General features: G+C 38.3%; 16 protein-coding genes. 13 read left to right on the top strand and 3 right to left on the bottom strand.

Translation table 11 applies throughout. The features are described 5' to 3' along the window. Positions 1–2 precede the first annotated feature (2 nt). Together ychF and FD29_RS07740 are read left to right on the top strand one after the other, a co-directional pair. Entirely contained in the window at positions 3–1,106 is a 1,104-nt protein-coding gene (ychF, locus tag FD29_RS07745) for a redox-regulated ATPase YchF (RefSeq protein ID WP_057888372.1), read from the top strand. Between the two features lie 15 nt (positions 1,107–1,121). After that, entirely contained in the window at positions 1,122–1,877 is a 756-nt protein-coding gene (locus FD29_RS07740; RefSeq protein ID WP_057888371.1) for a DUF1129 family protein, read from the top strand. Between the two features lie 273 nt (positions 1,878–2,150). On the opposite strand, the gene FD29_RS07735 is transcribed toward FD29_RS07740, so the two are convergent. Beyond that, on the bottom strand, positions 2,151–2,348 hold the full coding sequence (locus tag FD29_RS07735) for a hypothetical protein (RefSeq protein WP_057888370.1): 198 nt from the start codon (positions 2,346–2,348) through the stop codon (positions 2,151–2,153). A gap of 104 nt (positions 2,349–2,452) precedes the next feature. Between FD29_RS07735 and FD29_RS07730 the strand changes: the two genes are divergently transcribed. From FD29_RS07730 to FD29_RS07685, 10 genes are all read left to right on the top strand, one after another. Beyond that, positions 2,453–3,139 carry a response regulator transcription factor gene (locus FD29_RS07730; protein ID WP_057888369.1) on the top strand — a complete coding sequence of 229 codons (687 nt, stop codon included), beginning with the start codon at positions 2,453–2,455 and terminating at the stop codon, positions 3,137–3,139. Then, on the top strand, positions 3,109–4,242 hold the full coding sequence (locus FD29_RS07725) for a sensor histidine kinase (protein ID WP_476728477.1): 1,134 nt from the start codon (positions 3,109–3,111) through the stop codon (positions 4,240–4,242). Before FD29_RS07730 ends, FD29_RS07725 begins: the two co-directional genes overlap by 31 nt. A 15-nt stretch (positions 4,243–4,257) precedes the next feature. Further along, positions 4,258–5,493, top strand: coding sequence for a D-alanyl-D-alanine carboxypeptidase family protein (locus FD29_RS07720; protein ID WP_057888367.1), 1,236 nt, complete (start codon positions 4,258–4,260; stop codon positions 5,491–5,493). A gap of 12 nt (positions 5,494–5,505) precedes the next feature. Beyond that, on the top strand, positions 5,506–7,035 hold the full coding sequence (locus FD29_RS07715; protein ID WP_057888366.1) for a UDP-N-acetylmuramoyl-L-alanyl-D-glutamate--2,6-diaminopimelate ligase: 1,530 nt from the start codon (positions 5,506–5,508) through the stop codon (positions 7,033–7,035). 4 nt (positions 7,036–7,039) lie between these two features. Continuing rightward, positions 7,040–7,777 (top strand): aspartate/glutamate racemase family protein, encoded by a 738-nt coding sequence (locus FD29_RS07710; RefSeq protein ID WP_057888365.1) that lies wholly within the window; start codon positions 7,040–7,042, stop codon positions 7,775–7,777. Positions 7,778–7,850: 73 nt separating this feature from the next. Beyond that, the gene (locus tag FD29_RS07705; RefSeq protein ID WP_057888364.1) at positions 7,851–8,441 is read left to right on the top strand and encodes a hypothetical protein; all 591 of its coding nucleotides are present in this window, start codon (positions 7,851–7,853) and stop codon (positions 8,439–8,441) included. A 118-nt stretch (positions 8,442–8,559) separates the two neighbouring features. Beyond that, positions 8,560–9,432 (top strand): metal ABC transporter solute-binding protein, Zn/Mn family, encoded by an 873-nt coding sequence (locus tag FD29_RS07700; protein WP_057888363.1) that lies wholly within the window; start codon positions 8,560–8,562, stop codon positions 9,430–9,432. Positions 9,433–9,434: 2 nt separating this feature from the next. Beyond that, complete coding sequence (locus tag FD29_RS07695; protein WP_057888362.1) at positions 9,435–10,103, top strand: metal ABC transporter ATP-binding protein; 669 nt, start codon at positions 9,435–9,437, stop codon at positions 10,101–10,103. 2 nt (positions 10,104–10,105) lie between these two features. Next, a complete protein-coding gene (locus tag FD29_RS07690) occupies positions 10,106–10,903 on the top strand; it encodes a metal ABC transporter permease (RefSeq protein WP_057888361.1) in 798 nt (265 codons plus the stop codon). Between the two features lie 12 nt (positions 10,904–10,915). Further along, positions 10,916–11,326 carry a GtrA family protein gene (locus tag FD29_RS07685; protein WP_057888360.1) on the top strand — a complete coding sequence of 137 codons (411 nt, stop codon included), beginning with the start codon at positions 10,916–10,918 and terminating at the stop codon, positions 11,324–11,326. Positions 11,327–11,599: 273 nt separating this feature from the next. On the opposite strand, the gene FD29_RS07680 is transcribed toward FD29_RS07685, so the two are convergent. Both FD29_RS07680 and FD29_RS07675 read right to left on the bottom strand, forming a co-directional pair. Further along, positions 11,600–12,469 carry an NFACT RNA binding domain-containing protein gene (locus tag FD29_RS07680; RefSeq protein WP_083477816.1) on the bottom strand — a complete coding sequence of 290 codons (870 nt, stop codon included), beginning with the start codon at positions 12,467–12,469 and terminating at the stop codon, positions 11,600–11,602. A gap of 18 nt (positions 12,470–12,487) precedes the next feature. Further along, the gene (locus tag FD29_RS07675; RefSeq protein WP_057888359.1) at positions 12,488–13,165 is read right to left on the bottom strand and encodes a TVP38/TMEM64 family protein; all 678 of its coding nucleotides are present in this window, start codon (positions 13,163–13,165) and stop codon (positions 12,488–12,490) included. Between the two features lie 265 nt (positions 13,166–13,430). Between FD29_RS07675 and FD29_RS07670 the strand changes: the two genes are divergently transcribed. Continuing rightward, on the top strand, positions 13,431–15,605 hold the full coding sequence (locus tag FD29_RS07670; RefSeq protein WP_057888358.1) for a BspA family leucine-rich repeat surface protein: 2,175 nt from the start codon (positions 13,431–13,433) through the stop codon (positions 15,603–15,605). Positions 15,606–15,975: the final 370 nt, after the last annotated feature.

Raw genomic sequence — 15,975 nt, 5'->3', positions numbered from 1 at the left:
AAATGGCTTTAACTGCCGGAATCGTCGGACTACCAAACGTTGGTAAGTCAACTTTATTTAATGCTATTACAAAGGCTGGTGCCGAAATGGCTAACTATCCTTTCGCTACTATCGACCCCAACGTCGGAATGGTTGAAGTTCCAGACAAACGTCTTTCAAGAATCGACTCATTGATTCCTGCCAAGAAATTGATCCACACAACTTTTGAATTTACTGATATCGCGGGTATCGTTAAAGGTGCTAGTAAGGGTGAAGGACTTGGTAACAAGTTCTTGGAAAACATTCGTCAAGTTGATGCTATCGTTCACGTAGTTCGTGCTTTTGATGATGATGATATTACAAGTGTTACTGGTAAAGTTGATCCATTGGATGATATCGAAACTATCAATTTGGAATTAGGTATCGCCGATCTAGACAGTATCAACAAGCGTTATACACGAGTTGAAAAAGCTGCCAAGAGTGCTAAGGATAAAGAAGCTAAAGCTGAATTCGCTGTGCTTGAAAAGATCAAGCCAGTCCTTGAAGCTGGTGGAGCCGTTAGATCAATCGACTTTGACGAAGATGAAGAAAAAATCGTTAAGGGCTTGTTCCTATTAACTTCAAAGCCAGTCTTGTATGTTGCTAACATCGCCGAAGACGACATGGCTGATCCAGAAAATTCTAAGTACTACAAGATCATTGAAGATTACGCTAAGAAGGAAAACGCTCAAGTTATCGGTGTTTCAGCTAAGACTGAAGAAGAAATTGCTGAACTCGATGATGACGAAAGAAAAGAATTCCTTGAAGCAGAAGGCGTTACTGAATCAGGTCTTGATAAATTGATCCGTGCCAGCTACAAGTTGTTAGGTCTTAGAACCTTCTTCACAGCTGGTGGTAAAGAAACACGTGCCTGGACATTCCACGAAGGCATGAAAGCACCACAAGTTGCCGGAATTATTCACTCTGATTTTGAACGTGGATTCATTCGTGCCGAAGTAATGGCATTTAGCGATTTAGATGAATTAGGTAGTGAAAAGGCTGTTAAAGAAGCCGGTAAATTACGTGTTGAAGGTAAAGATTACGAAGTTCAAGATGGCGACATCATTGAATTCCGCTTCAACGTCTAAATCAGGGGGATTGAAATGTCAGAGGATTTGAGAGATAAGAATAAGCAAGCTGCTGAAAAGCAAAAAGCTGCTTCAGCTAAGAACACAAAAAAAGAAGAAATAACAAGCGAAATTTACAGTGCCAACGTTGATGATTTGCGCAAAAAGTTGAGTAATAAGAATGCTGAATACATTTTTAAACTTAACAAGTATTTGATGGACAATGGTTTCGCCGAAGCTGAGGCCAAAGAGGCTATTGATGGCATGCTTCCAGAAGTTGTCGATAACCAAATCAAAGGTATTCCAGCTAATCAACTTTATGGACCAGTAACTCAAAAGGCCCAAGATATTGCTCATCCAAAGAAACCAGTTAAGCCAACGCCATTCTGGGCTTCATGGCTTGACACATCTCTATTATTCTTTGCCTTGTTCGGTGCCTTGTACGGAATCGTTGCTTTAACAAGCAAGACTGGTGCTAAGAGTAATCCTAATAACCAAACTGGTATTATCACATTGATCATTCTTTCAGCAATGTGGGGTGGTTTGTTATCATGGTTCAACAATCAAATGAAGAAACCAAAAGACCAACGTCCAGGTTGGGGAATGACAATTGGTTATCTAGTTGTCGGATTAGTTTTGATGTTTGTCTTCTTGTCTGCAATGACATTGATTCCAGCTTCGATCAATCCAACGCTTAATGCCGTAGGTTACTTCATCGCTGCAATTATTGCCTTCGGACTTCGCTTTGGTTTCCGTCAAATGACAGGTATCAAAGAAAGAGCCTTTTTCTAAGAGAGCGAAGCAAGCCGGTTAGACTCCGAGCAATTGCCTAGTCCTAGAAATTATCTGACCGGTTTTGTCAGATGATTTTTAGGACGTAGCAATGCACAGGAATCTGGCTTGAGTAGCTCGTTTCAACTAGAGAGCGAAACAAACCGGGTAACTTCTGAGTATTTGCCTAATCGCACGAATTGCTTGCCGATTTTGCAACTCTTTTCAAAAAAAATAAAGCCTGTACTAATTGGAAATTTCCAATTAGTACAGGCTTTTTATCTTGGCAAAAATCTATTTGACTCTGAAGAATTGAATCAAACCATAGATTCCATAGCCACCGGCAAAAATCTTCAATAAAGTCATGTAAATACCGACTTTTTTCAAATCAAGGTTGTGGTCGTTATGCAATTCAAATTGTACGAATAAAATAACAGCTACTGAGAAGGTGATTATCAATAAGAATTTCATTCGTTTTCTTAAATATTCCATTGAGGCCTACTTTCATGTCTAATTAGTAATCTACTTACTTCTTATTGTATAATACTAACTAGTTGTAAGCTTGTAAATATATGTACGCTTGAGAGGTTTATTAAATGAAAATCTTAGTGGTGGATGATGATAAGGAAATTGTAGAATTACTTAGTATCTACATAAAAAATGAAGGCTATGAACCAATTGCGGCTAATTCGGGACAAGAAGCATTGGATCAACTGTCAGCACATAGCGATATTGCCTTGATGGTTTTGGATATTATGATGCCGGGAATCGATGGAATTGAGGTTGTAAAGCGAGTGCGGAAGAATTCGCAGATCCCAATCATTATCGTTTCGGCTAAAACGACTGATATGGATAAGATACAAGGTCTTATTACTGGCGCTGACGATTATGTAACGAAACCATTCAATCCTTTGGAAATCATGGCTCGAATCCGTTCATTATTGCGTCGCAGCACGCAACAGACATCTAAGAACGTTCCCGATAAATTAGAAGTAGGACCAATTACGATCTATAAGGATTCACACGAAGTCGTAACTGATTCTGGACAAAAAGTACAGTTGACTGCACTTGAGTTTGGTGTGCTTTACTTATTGGCCAGCCACCCTAATCGAGTATTTTCAGCCGATGAAATTTTTGAACGAGTTTGGAAACAAGAGAGTGTCGTTTCAGCTAAAACTGTTATGGTCCACGTCAGTCACTTGCGTGATAAATTAGAAGATGCCACTAACGGTGAAAAAGTTATCGAAACCGTTTGGGGCGTAGGCTACAAAGTGGAGGTTTGATTTTGAGCAAACGAATCAAACTGAACGTAAGAGAAAAAGGTGTCCTCCTTTTTGAGGGAATAGGCACCTTTCTTTTATTTCAGGTAATAAATGCTATATTGATCGGCAGTATCGGCACACAAAGCATGTGGGCTAATCTGCAAGTAAATTTTGAAAATTTATGGAAGGCTAAACTGTGGGTGCTTCTTATCGTCTGGATAGTGGAGCTATTGGTGGCATATTTTATCGTCATCAGTACTTATCACCACATGGAATTGGCTCATATTAAGCTCGTCTTAAAAGGTGTAGCTAACGATAATTTGGCTAAACCAGTCAACTTAAAGGTCAATCCTAATTTACAAAATATCGTTGATAGCTTTAATCAGTTGATCTTGAATATGAACCGTCATTCGGAAGAACAACGTCAATCTGAAGAGAGCAAAGATGAACTTATCAGTAACGTCAGTCACGATATTAGAACGCCCTTGACCTCAGTCATTGGTTATTTGGGTCTGATCGAAAGCAAGAGTTTCAATGATTTAGGACAAATTTTAAAGTATACCCACATTGCTTACAAAAAGTCGCTGGAAATGCAAAATTTGGTCAATTCATTGTTCGAATACGCTAACGTACAACACGCCACAAGTCGTTTGAATATGACTCAATTTGATATGGCCCAGATGCTTGACCAACTGTCAGCTGATTTCGAATTGGAAGCTAACAAGCGGGGCATGGAGATCATGGTCAATTCAATCCCAGACAAGATCATGATGAAAGGCGACACTGAAAAGTTAGGTCGTGTCTTCAATAACTTGATCATGAATGCGTTGAAATACGGTAAAGGTGCCACCCATATTTGGCTCACAGCTGAAAAGAAAGACAAAGAAGTGGTCGTGACGGTGGCTAACAATGGTCAACCAATTCCGGAAGATTCCTTGAAACATGTCTTTGACCGCTTTTATCGAGTGGAAGATTCTCGTTCCAAGAAGACGGGTGGAACTGGTTTGGGTTTGGCTATCGCTCAAAGTATGGTTCAATTACATGGTGGCACGATTGCTGTTACATCTGATAAAACTAAAACAGCTTTCATTAGCCATTTTCCAATAGCTGAATCCCAAGATTGATTTGTGAGGTTAACAATGAAAAGTTTTGTAAAAAAAATAGTATTGGTAATGTCAGTCGTAATATTGACGTTACCAATTTTTACATCGACGGTTCAAGCCGAATCAGGAACTGAACCAGAGATAAATGCTACCGCAGGGATGATTTTCGATGAACATACTGGCCAGATCATTTATCAAAAAAATGCTGATGAAAAAGTAGCCATCGGTTCGATCACTAAGATCATTACGTTGTATTTGGTAACGAAGGCGATCAAAGAAGGTAAATTTACCGAAAAAGACACCATCAGACCGACCGAAGCTCAAGCTTCAATGACCCAAAAATCCGAATTGACCAACGTCAGACTAGATGCTGATAAAGATTATACGGTCAAGGATCTGTACAATGCTGCTTGGATAGTTTCATCCAATTCAGCAGCAATGATGTTGGCGGGAAAAGTTTCAGGCAGTCAGGAAAAATTCGTTAGATTGATGCGTAAAACATTAAAAAGTTGGGGTATCAAGGGCGCTGAAATATACAATGTGTCTGGTTTGAACAACTCTGATTTGGAACCTGATATGTATTTAGGGAGTCAAGATGGTGAAAATAAACTTTCAGCCAACGATATTGGTGTGGTCGTAAAACACGTTTTGGATGAATATCCTGAAATTTTACAGACAACTTCACAGGCCAAATTGACCTTTCCCGATGGCAATGAAACTAAGACATATAATTCATTAAATCTGCTTTTAAAGGGTAATCGGGACTATCAAGATGGCAATGAATTTGATGGTCTAAAGACTGGTACGACTGAGCAAGCAGGGGAGTCCTTCGTAGGAACTTTGCCACTGGATGGTACTAGGATCGTAACGATAGTTTTGAATGCTCAAGGTGAGAAAACTGACCTTGATAAACGTTTCCGCAGTACCCAACATTTGGTCAGTTATTTGAAAGAAAATTACGAGCGCAAAGAAATTCTCAAGAAAAATCAAAAAATAAAAATTAATAAAAAAGAATATAAAACTTACGAACCAATTTATAGTTGGTTGCCTAAAAACTTTAATATTGAAGAATTACGTTATAATGTAAGTAGTGATGATTTAGGTTTTGCCGCGGTCCACAATACGCAAACGGTAAAATTGATAGTCACGAACACTGGCAATGGTTATCTTCCGTTTAAAAAGAAGGCCGAAGTTAAAAAAGTGATACATAAGAAGATAGACCAGAAATCTTGGTGGGATCAAATCGTAGAATTTTTTAACCATTTATTTTAGGAGTGTGAAAAAATGAGTTTAAAAATAAGTAACGCTATAGAGATTTTGAAAAAGCATGATTTGCTGGTTTCTAGTTCAGTTAGCGATGAAAACCTAGAAGTAACGCACATCAGTTACAACTCTAAGGAAGACCAAACTAATGGGGTCTTCTTCTGCAAAGGCAATAATTTTAAGGCTGAATATTTGGATCAAGCCATTAAAAATGGTGCCAAATTTTATGTTTCCGAAAAAGAATACAGTCAAGACATCGATCGTTTGATCGTTAAGAATGCTTCCAAAGCTTTGTCACTATTGAGTGCTGAGTTTTATGGAAATCCGCAAAATGATCTCTTCATCATTGCCTTTACCGGAACCAAAGGAAAGACAACGACTTCATATTTCCTTTATGACATTTTGAAGAGAGCTTACCCTAAACAAGTTGGACTATTTTCAACTGTTGATCGGATCATTGGACCTAAACCTGAAGATGAATTCAAGTCGGATCTAACGACTCCAGAGTCAATGGACTTATTCCACGACATGAGAAAATGCGTCGACAATGGTTTCAAGTATTTGGTAATGGAAGTTTCTTCACAAGCATATAAGAAGAACCGAGTATATGGCTTACAATTTGATATCGGTGGTTTCTTGAATATCACCCCTGATCACATTGGACCTAATGAGCATCCAACATATGCCGACTATTTGAACTGCAAGAAGCAATTGATGATCAATTCTAAAGTCAACATTATCAACCGTCAGACAAATGATTACGATACAGTTTATGCAGCTGCTAAACAAACAAGCGACGATAAAGACATTTATCGTTTTGCCAAAGATGAAGTCGCTGATACTGACTTTAGTATTCGTAACAAGGAATCAAACTTGAATGATTCTGTCTTCACATATACAGCTGAGAGTGACAAAGCCGAAGACTTGCAAGACCACAGCGAGTACACTTATCGTTTGGGCCTAGTTGGTGACTTCAACGAACTCAATGCTGGTGCAGCTATTACTGCTGCTAAGATTTTGGGTGTCAAAAACGAGGTGATTGCTGATAGTTTAAAATCAGCGTTCGTCCCGGGGAGAATGGAACACATTAATACCAACTCTCACGGAACGATTTTCGTAGACTACGCCCACAATTATGCTAGTATGAAGGCTTTACTGAGCTTTCTCAAACGTGAGTATCCAGCTTCTAAAGTTAAAGTTGTTGTCGGAAGCCCTGGCGACAAAGGTGTTTCCAGACGAGCTGGTTTTGCTAAAGTTTTAACCGAATTAGCTGATGAAGCTATTTTGACGACTGATGATCCTGGATTTGAAGATCCAGCCGATATTTGTAAACAAATCGACGACCAGATCGATCACACGAAAGTTAAAGTTAAGACAGTCTTAGATCGTGAAAAAGCAATTAGCGAAATGATAAAATCCAGTAGCAATGACGATATTGTCGTTTTGGCTGCCAAAGGTAACGATCCTTACCAAAAGACTAAAGGCGTTGACGTACCTTATGCCAGCGATCCGGTAGTTGCTAAGAAAATTTTGAAGGATATTGGGGATTAGAAACATGAAGAAATTCTTTACAGTAATTGGTGGTATGGGGAGTTTGGCCACTGAGAGTTATGTGCATTTGTTGAATGAACGAACACCTACGACGAAGGATCAAGACTATTTGGATTATATCCTAGTCAATCATTCAACTGTTCCCGATCGGACAGCACATATCTTGGACCACAGTAAACCAAGCTTTTTACCTCCTTTGACGGAAGATATTAAGCAACAGAGCTTATTAAAGCCAGAATTCATGGTAATAATTTGTAACACGGCCCACTATTACTATAAAGAGTTGCAAGCTGCCACAGATATTCCTATCATTCACATGCCCCACATGGCAGTAAGCGTGATGAAGAAGAAATATCCTAATGCCAAACGTATCGGTTTGATTGCCACTAAAGGTACGATTGCTGATCACGTGTATGAAAATGAGATCAAAGCAGCCGGCTTTGAATACAGTTTGGGTGACCAAGAGGTTCAAGATGAAGTTGAGAGTTTGATCTACGATGATATCAAGATCAAAGGGAAGATGAATACGCCTAAGTATCACAAAATCTTGCAGACGATGCACGAGAAGTTTGACTGTGATGTGATTGTTTTGGGCTGTACAGAATTATCCTTTGCTCAAGAAAAATCACCAGATCATCCTTATCAAGTAATTGATGGTCAGAGCATCATCGTCGACAAGTCGATTGAATTTGGCGAAAAGATTCGTCGAGGTGAAAAAATCGATTTTACTAAGATTTATTAATGTTTCTCGTGAAACATTGCGGTGATTTAGGTACTTCCGATATAATACGAAGTGTATAAGGAGGTACTTCCACATGTTTAAGAGATTATCGATTTTCACAGTTATCTTGTCAGGTATCCTTTTGGCTGGTTGTGCAAACCAACAATCGGCAAGCACGCAATCAGCTGCTAATACTGAACAAACTCAAAAGAAGAGCCCTAAGAAGGCCACTAAATCCACAACTAAAAAAGCGACAGTATCTGATGACTCGGCCACTGCTGACAGCACAACTAAAAATGATGATAATGCTAAGTCTGGTTCAAATACTAATACTGACAGTAGTCAAAATGCTGCTGGTACGACAACGGGCCAAACTAACAATAATGGCAATACTAATAGCAACAATTCTAGTACCCAAACAAACGACAATCAAAGTACGTCTCAAAATCAAACAGATCAAACAACTCAAGGCACTAACTTGACGACTTCAGATCAAGCCGTTGATTTCTTAGCTAACAAGTTGAGCTCGACGTATGATAAGACGACAACGCAATACGTTGCCAACGGTAAAGTCACTTGGAATAATGTGAGTGGCTACCAAATCAATGTTTATAGCAAAGATTCAGATACACCAGTTGGAAGCTATTTAGTTCCTACTAATGGACAATATTTCCAAATCTGGTAATAGGCGATAACTTGCCTTTACAATAATAATTAGTTATATTTTTAGGAGGTCAGTACAAGACAAATGTTTTGTGCGGGCCTCTATTTTAGTTAAGTAATTATTGAATAGAGGATAATAAATGCGGAAAAGGAAAGTATTTTTATTTGTTTTATTTTCGCTACTGATATTTATAGGGGGATGCAGTCAAAAGCCTACATCTCAAAAAATCATCACAACAACGGTGAATACATATATTGAACCGATCAAAAGCGTTGTGGGTAACAAATATGAAGTCAAATCGATAATCAAGTCGGTCAACGTTGATCCCCACAGTTTTTCACCTTCTAGTAACGATGCCAAGTTGATTGCTGATTCACGTTTGATCGTTTCTAGTGGCTTGGGTTACGACGATTGGGTCGAAAAAATTGTTACGGCCAATAGTCAAAATAAAAATTTGATTGATTTTGGAAATATTTTAGGCAAAAAAGATGGGGCCAACGAACATATTTGGTTTAGCGTTAAAAATGTTCAACGTCTAAGCTATAACGTCTATCAACGTATGGCCAAGGTAGACCCCAAAAATAAAGCTTATTATCAAGCTAATTTTAAGAAATACGATTTAAAATTAGATAGTTTAATCCAAAGAGAACGTGCGTTGAAGAAATATACCAATGGCAAAAAAGCCTACGTCACGGAACCTTTACCTTACTATCTTTTGAATAATCTCGGAGTAACGATTGCTAATCCACACTTTGCTAAAGCGATTGAGGACGATACTGATCCTTCAATCGATGATGTTAAGAATATGGAAAATGGACTCAAGCATCACGAGGTCAGTTTTTTAGTTGTCAATAAACAAGTAACTAGCGGTATTATTACCAAGATGACAAGTCTAGCTAAGAAGTACCATGTTCCCATCGTTTACTTTACGGAAACACTGCCTAGCGATTTAGGCTATTATGATTGGATGAATGGCAATATTACTCAGATTGAAAGGATATTGGAGAAATAACTGTGATTGAGGCAAAGAATTTAACCAAGCGCTTCGGCAAGCAACTGGTATTTGAAAATGTTAATTTTAAGATCAATGATGGCGACTTTATCAGTTTGATCGGTCCCAACGGTTCCGGAAAGACGACCCTAGTCAAGATTATGATGGGGTTGGAGAAGGAAACTAGTGGTAAATTGCTGATCGATAAGAAACAAAATATTGGATATGTTCCCCAATTTCGCAATATTGATCTCGACTACCCATTGAACATTGAACAGTTCGTCCGTTTGAACTTGAAGTTCACGCTTAGTCCTGCTAAACGTAAACAAGATAATGAGACGATCAAACGAATCCTGGAAAAGACCAAGCTGACTCAACTCAAGGACCGTCCTTTAGGACTAGCTTCAGGTGGTGAGAAACAAAAAGCTTACTTGGCACAGTCGTTGTTGAATGATCCTAAGATTTTGATTTTGGATGAATCGACGGCCAGTTTGGATGTTGAAGTTAAGATGCAACTGATGGATCTAGTGCAAGAATTGAATGAAAAATATAATTTAACTGTCATCTTCATCACTCACGACTATGAATTGACGAAGAAATACACTAGCCGAGCTTTATTTTTCAAGAATAAGACGCTAGAAGAAGTTCATGTGAGCGATGTTTCAGAAGATATGTTTGAGATGGGTGGTTAATTATGTTTGGATATGAATTTATGAGAGAAGCCTTTATTGCCAGTACCTTTATTGCGATAACGGCTGGGTTAGTCGGTGTATTCGTAGTATCGAGAAATATGTCTTTTCTTTCGCATACACTGTCAGAAATTGGTTTTGCGGGAGCATCGTTTGGTATCTTAGTAGGAATTTCGCCATTGGCAGGGATGATCCTGTTTACTTTGGTCAGCTCGATTGCCGTCGGTAGTTTGAGTTCGGAATCATCCAGAAGAGAGGCCTCGATCAGTGCGATATCATCGTTATTTATTGGTTTGGGTATCTTGTTCTTGTCGTTATCTTCTGAATCTAGCAGCTATGCGACGAATATCTTGTTCGGAAGTATTGTCGGCATCAGTTCTAAAGAAGTTAATCAATTGATGATTTTGGCCTTATTCGTGATTTTTGTTTTTATTATTTTCTATAAGCCATTGGCATTTGATTCATTTGACCATATTGGCGCCCGTGCGGCCGGTTTGAAGACTCGACTACTGTCGATTGCCTTTTTGGTAACTTTGGCTCTGAGTGTCAGTATTGGGGCCCAGATCGTAGGTTCGCTGTTGGTCTTTGTTCTTTTGACATTGCCAGGAGCTACTGCTAAATATGTCGTTCACACGGTGCCTAAATTGATCATGGTATCGGTAGGCTTGTCATTAGCTGGAGTTTGGTTGGGATTGTATTTGGCCTTCGTTACTAATTGGCCAGTGACTTTCTTCATCTCAACCTTCGAGGTTATCGCATATTTCTTAGGATTAAGCTACAAAAATTGGAAATTAAACCATTAAGGACATGTTTAAATGATAAAAGAATTATGGAATAAATATAAAGATGCAATTCCTTATGTATTTTTTGGAGTTTTGACAACATTAGTAAATATCGGTGCCTTCGGCTTGTTGTGGCACACTCTCCACTGGAATTATCAAATTGCGAATTTCCTAGCTTATTGGTTGTCAGTTCTGTTTGCCTACGTAACTAATAAATTGTGGGTATTCAATTCGCATACGACTACCTGGAAAGCCTTTTGGACAGAGATGATTTCATTTTTCCTATTCAGAGGAGCTTCTTGGGTCATGGATCAAGGTATCATGACGATTGGTGTTTCATTGTTCGGCATTAATGCTTTGATTGTTAAGGTCTTTGATAATGTAGTAGTTATTGCTTTGAACTATATTTTTAGTAAGTTTATTATTTTTAGGAAACGTAAATAACCGTTATAACGGTATCATTAAGCAGTGCTGACTTCACCAGTCACACTGCTTTTTTGCACGCTTAGAACCTTTGCAGAATCGGAGATTGAAAGAAGGATACACGAATTTGTTTTACATTGGTAGTATTAGGGAGGAAATGCTAATAATGAAAAGTATATTAAAAATAAGTCATCCAATTTTGAGGATGGCCTATTAAGTGTGTCTAAATAATCGTATGTAACCAAAATTCAGAAAGAACTTCTTTGATAAAAATGTTGGTCTTTTTTTGAGAAATTATGAGTCAGATTTATTTTTTTCAGCTAAACGTTTCGCCATTTCACCATCTGGATAGACGGTTAAAGTATCAGATTTACCGGTAAACATGACTAAACCGGCTTTGGCGCCCTTAGGCTTGTGCAATTGACGAACTTTCAAGACATCGACAGGAACGCTCTTTAAACCACGGCCTTTACTGTAATAGGCTGCTAAACTGGCCGCTTCTAGTAACGTCTGTTCAGATGGATCGACACTGTGAATGACTACGTGGGAACCGGCCAAATCGCTGACGTGCATCCAGTAGTAATCCTTTTTGGCAGTTAATGTTAAATGATCATTTTGAACACTGTTCTTCCCAACTTCAACTAATACATTATCAGTTGTATAGAAACGTCTTGGATGGGCAGGTTCGGGAGCCTTGGACGAGTGGAGAACCTTGGTCTTTAAAGCCCCTTCGTCGATTAATTGTTGGCGGATCTTTTGGACCATTTCAAGATTTTGGAGGTCAATGTTTTGTTGGCGTTCTAGTTGAGCTTGCAAAGCTTCTTTGGCCTTAACTAAGTTAGTTTGAATGGTTTCCAAACCGTGTTTTTCACGATGATAACGATGGAAATAATTGTCGGCATTTTTCATGATGCTCTTTGTTGGATCTAGGCGAATGGTAAGACTTTGACCGGCGTTATGATAATCAGGTAACGTTACGCTGGAAGACTTGGGCTTGATTTTTTTCACATAAGTCTTCAAAAGAATCCCTTTAGTCTGTAATTCACTAGCATCACTGACGTGTTTTAGGGCTTTGTTCAATGATTCGATTTGTTTTTTAGTGTGATGTATTTGAAATTGCATTGCTTCAATAACTTGTTCAGTGATAGTTGGTTCTGATTCCATGAAAAGGCCTCGCTTTGTTTAATCGATTTGATTTTTGATACGTTGGTCTCTACGGACAATCTCGTAAAGGCCAACTAATAAGATCACTAAGATGACGGTGATAATCACTGCTTTAGTGTTTCCAAAAAGCAATTCATTGCCACCGAAAGCATAGAGAAATGAAACTGGTAAAGACCCTAAGAAGATGCAGAGAGCTTTATTTTTCAGATTAAGGTGCATTTCAATGGCGGCATAATTAACTAATAGGGTTGGCAACATTGGGACCGTATAGCCGATACTCAAACCGATCCGTGGGTGATGCATGTTTTTCAAATGATCGGCGATGGGACGGAATTTGCTGGGACGTGCCTTGTGGGGAAAGCTTCCCAAGATGAAGATAGCCAATAAATTACCAATGACGATTCCAAAAATATTAATACCAAAGCCGAGCCAGTTTCCGAAACAGACTCCCGAAAGGACTGCCACTGCTCCAATAGGCATACCAGGAATGGCCGAACCAATCGCTATAACGGCCATGAATAAAATTGCATTGTGTTTACCTTGATGGCGTAAAAGATTGATCAAAGTTTGTCGGTCAAATGCGTATGCCGTAAAAGTTTCGACAACTGCTTTGTAGTTGATCCAAATGGCGTAGAAAAGCCCAATCAATCCTAAGATTCCAACGGTAATGAAAAATATTTTATGTCGGAGTTTCATAAAGATACCTCCAAAAAGAATTCTTAGTTTCAAGTTAGCATAATTGACATATAAAGTAACCTGAAAATGAACAATATAATTGAAGATTATTATTTATTCCAAAATTGCAGGAACTAATATTTAAAAACACATTGTATTGAATAATTATTACTCGGTTTTGATAAACTTGATTATAATATTTGACTATATGTCAACCACCATTGAAATTATAATATTTATAAATATTATTTTAATTAATGGAAGTAAAAATCGGAGGGAGATTTTTATGATGTATAGAAAAGGGAAAATGATCTCAGTAGCCATACTAAATGTATTGTTATTAGCGGCTCCAATAGCTACGCAAGAATTAACCGTAAAGGCTGACGAATTATCTGATAATGCTGATTCACAGTTAACTGCGCAAGATAAAGCAAGATTAGCTAAAGCTGGTGAGGCTAACGATTTTAATACAAGTTTGAATACTGACGACACTGATGGTTCGGTTGGCGCTCCTAGTACTGCAACTGCTTCAGGAAAACTCGGAGATGTTGAATGGAATTTGACGAATGACGGTGTCCTACATATCCAAGGCGGCCAATTGCCTGCAATGGATGAAAATTCTATCACCTCACCATTTAGTAAATATGCCGATAGCATTAAAACTGTTTCATTCGATGGAAAAACAACGGCAGATTCTAATTCTAGAAGTCTTTTTAAAGGACTGAAGTATTTAGAGAATATTGCTAATCCAGAAAATTTTGATACTTCAAAGGTAACCGATATGTCGGGAATGTTTGATAACACTGGTTTGAAGGACTTATCTCAAGTTGGCAAATTAAACGTTGATAATGTAACCAAGATGGATGCAATGTTTGCAAATACACCAATCACAGACCTAACACCAATTTCTGGATGGAATGTTTCAAAAGTAACTTCAGCGAACGGCATGTTCTCTGGTTCGAAGATTACTTCACTTAAACCATTATCAAATTGGCAACCAACAAGCTTGAACAATGGGGAAGAAATGTTCAGTTCCACACCGATTACGAGCTTAGATGGCTTACAAAATTGGCAACCAAATAATCTCAACGATATGACAGCAATGTTTTATAACGATAAGATCAGCGACTTGTCTCCTGTTTCAAATTGGAACGTATCTCAAGCTCAATCAATGACTGGTTTATTTGCTGGAACAAATGTTTCGAATCTAACGCCAATATCTAAATGGAATACAAGTGCGGCAACTGATATGTCTAACATGTTTGCCCACACCAAAGTTAATGATGTAACGCCAATTGCCAATTGGGATACAAGCAAAGTGGAATCAATCTATGGCATGCTCTCCAACACTAACTTGAATAACGTTTCCGGTTTAAATTGGGACCTTGCTAGTGCTAAAGATATTTCTGGCCTTTTGAGTAACAACGCAAATCTTGAAAAGGTTGATTTGAGTTCTTTGAAAAATGCTAACGCAATGACAGATATTAGCGAAATGTTTGCCAATGATCCAATTCTAAATGACGTTGATCTTTCGTCATTGAATACTGGTAAAGTTGATACATCGGATGATGTCTTTAAAGGTGATAACAGTCTTACCAAAATCAACTTTGGCGCTAACTTTAAGTTATCTAATTCAACAGTCACACTACCAACAAATGGTTCCAGCAATGCAGAATGGCTAAATGAAGGTGATAAGAGTAAAAAAATTAGTCCAGATGGAATCTCAGCTACTGATTCTGTCCAAGGAACTTATACATTAGATACACCTTCAGTTACTAAACCGGTAACAATCAGTTCGAATATTGGCGATGTGCAATCCGAACCAACAACTGGCAAAGAAGGCCAAATTATCTTTGTCAATGTTCCAGATAAACCAGGTTATACGACTGATACTAAAAAAGTCAGAGCCAAGGTCAATGATGACGGAACGATTACGGCACTTGATAAAGCTGAATATACAAAGATTGGTAACAGTAGCAACGGTAATTCTGGAAACACTACGCACACAGTAGTTGTGAACCATGACGTAGTTCAATATGTTGATAAACCAACGATTGTTCATGAACCAAATTTGGTTTCAACTCACTTTAATCAAAATTACTTCAATTTATACAAACTTGAAGATAACACTATGGTAAAATCAGGAACTCGTGCTTTGGCTAAAGGAACCGACTGGTTCTCTGACGAAATAACATCAGTTGATGGGGAAGAATACTATCGTGTTGCTACAAACGAATGGATCAAAGCTAATGATGTTTATGTTTATATTCCAAGCAACCGCGTTGTAACGATTAAAAATGATCGAACAGCACGTTTAAAGGATGCTCAAGATGATTTGATCGGTAATCGGGCTTTAGGAAGCAACTCCAGTTGGAAATCAGATCGTGTCACTAAATTCAATAACAAAACATATTATCGTGTCGCTACAAATGAATTTGCATCAATCGATGACATTAAATAATTGAACTAAAAAACAAAAAATCGTTTCTGATTCAGTATTTCGGTTCTTTTTCAAATTTGGTTGTTCACTGCCGTCTTCCATGAAATCCCGGCGGATTGCTGGAACGCTGTGAGAGCAACTTAGAGCCAATTACGGTTCAAATTGTCTCTAAGTTTGTCTGTCTCTAACCTGGCAAAGTACGCCAGCCAAGAGACTACCACGGCTGAGCATCCGCCGGGATTCCATTCCAGACTAAACGGTTTTTTATTTGTTTTACATTAGTAGTATTAAAACTTTAAATCTAATGATTTTATATTTTATTTAAAACAGTACTAAAAATAGGTCATCCAGCTGATTTTTGGATGACCTATTAGTGTAGTGCGCCCGGCAT

Origin of the sequence: Companilactobacillus mindensis DSM 14500 (assembly GCF_001434275.1) — a bacterium.
In the GTDB taxonomy this organism is placed as follows: domain Bacteria; phylum Bacillota; class Bacilli; order Lactobacillales; family Lactobacillaceae; genus Companilactobacillus; species Companilactobacillus mindensis.
This window is presented reverse-complemented; position numbering and strand designations above follow the sequence as displayed.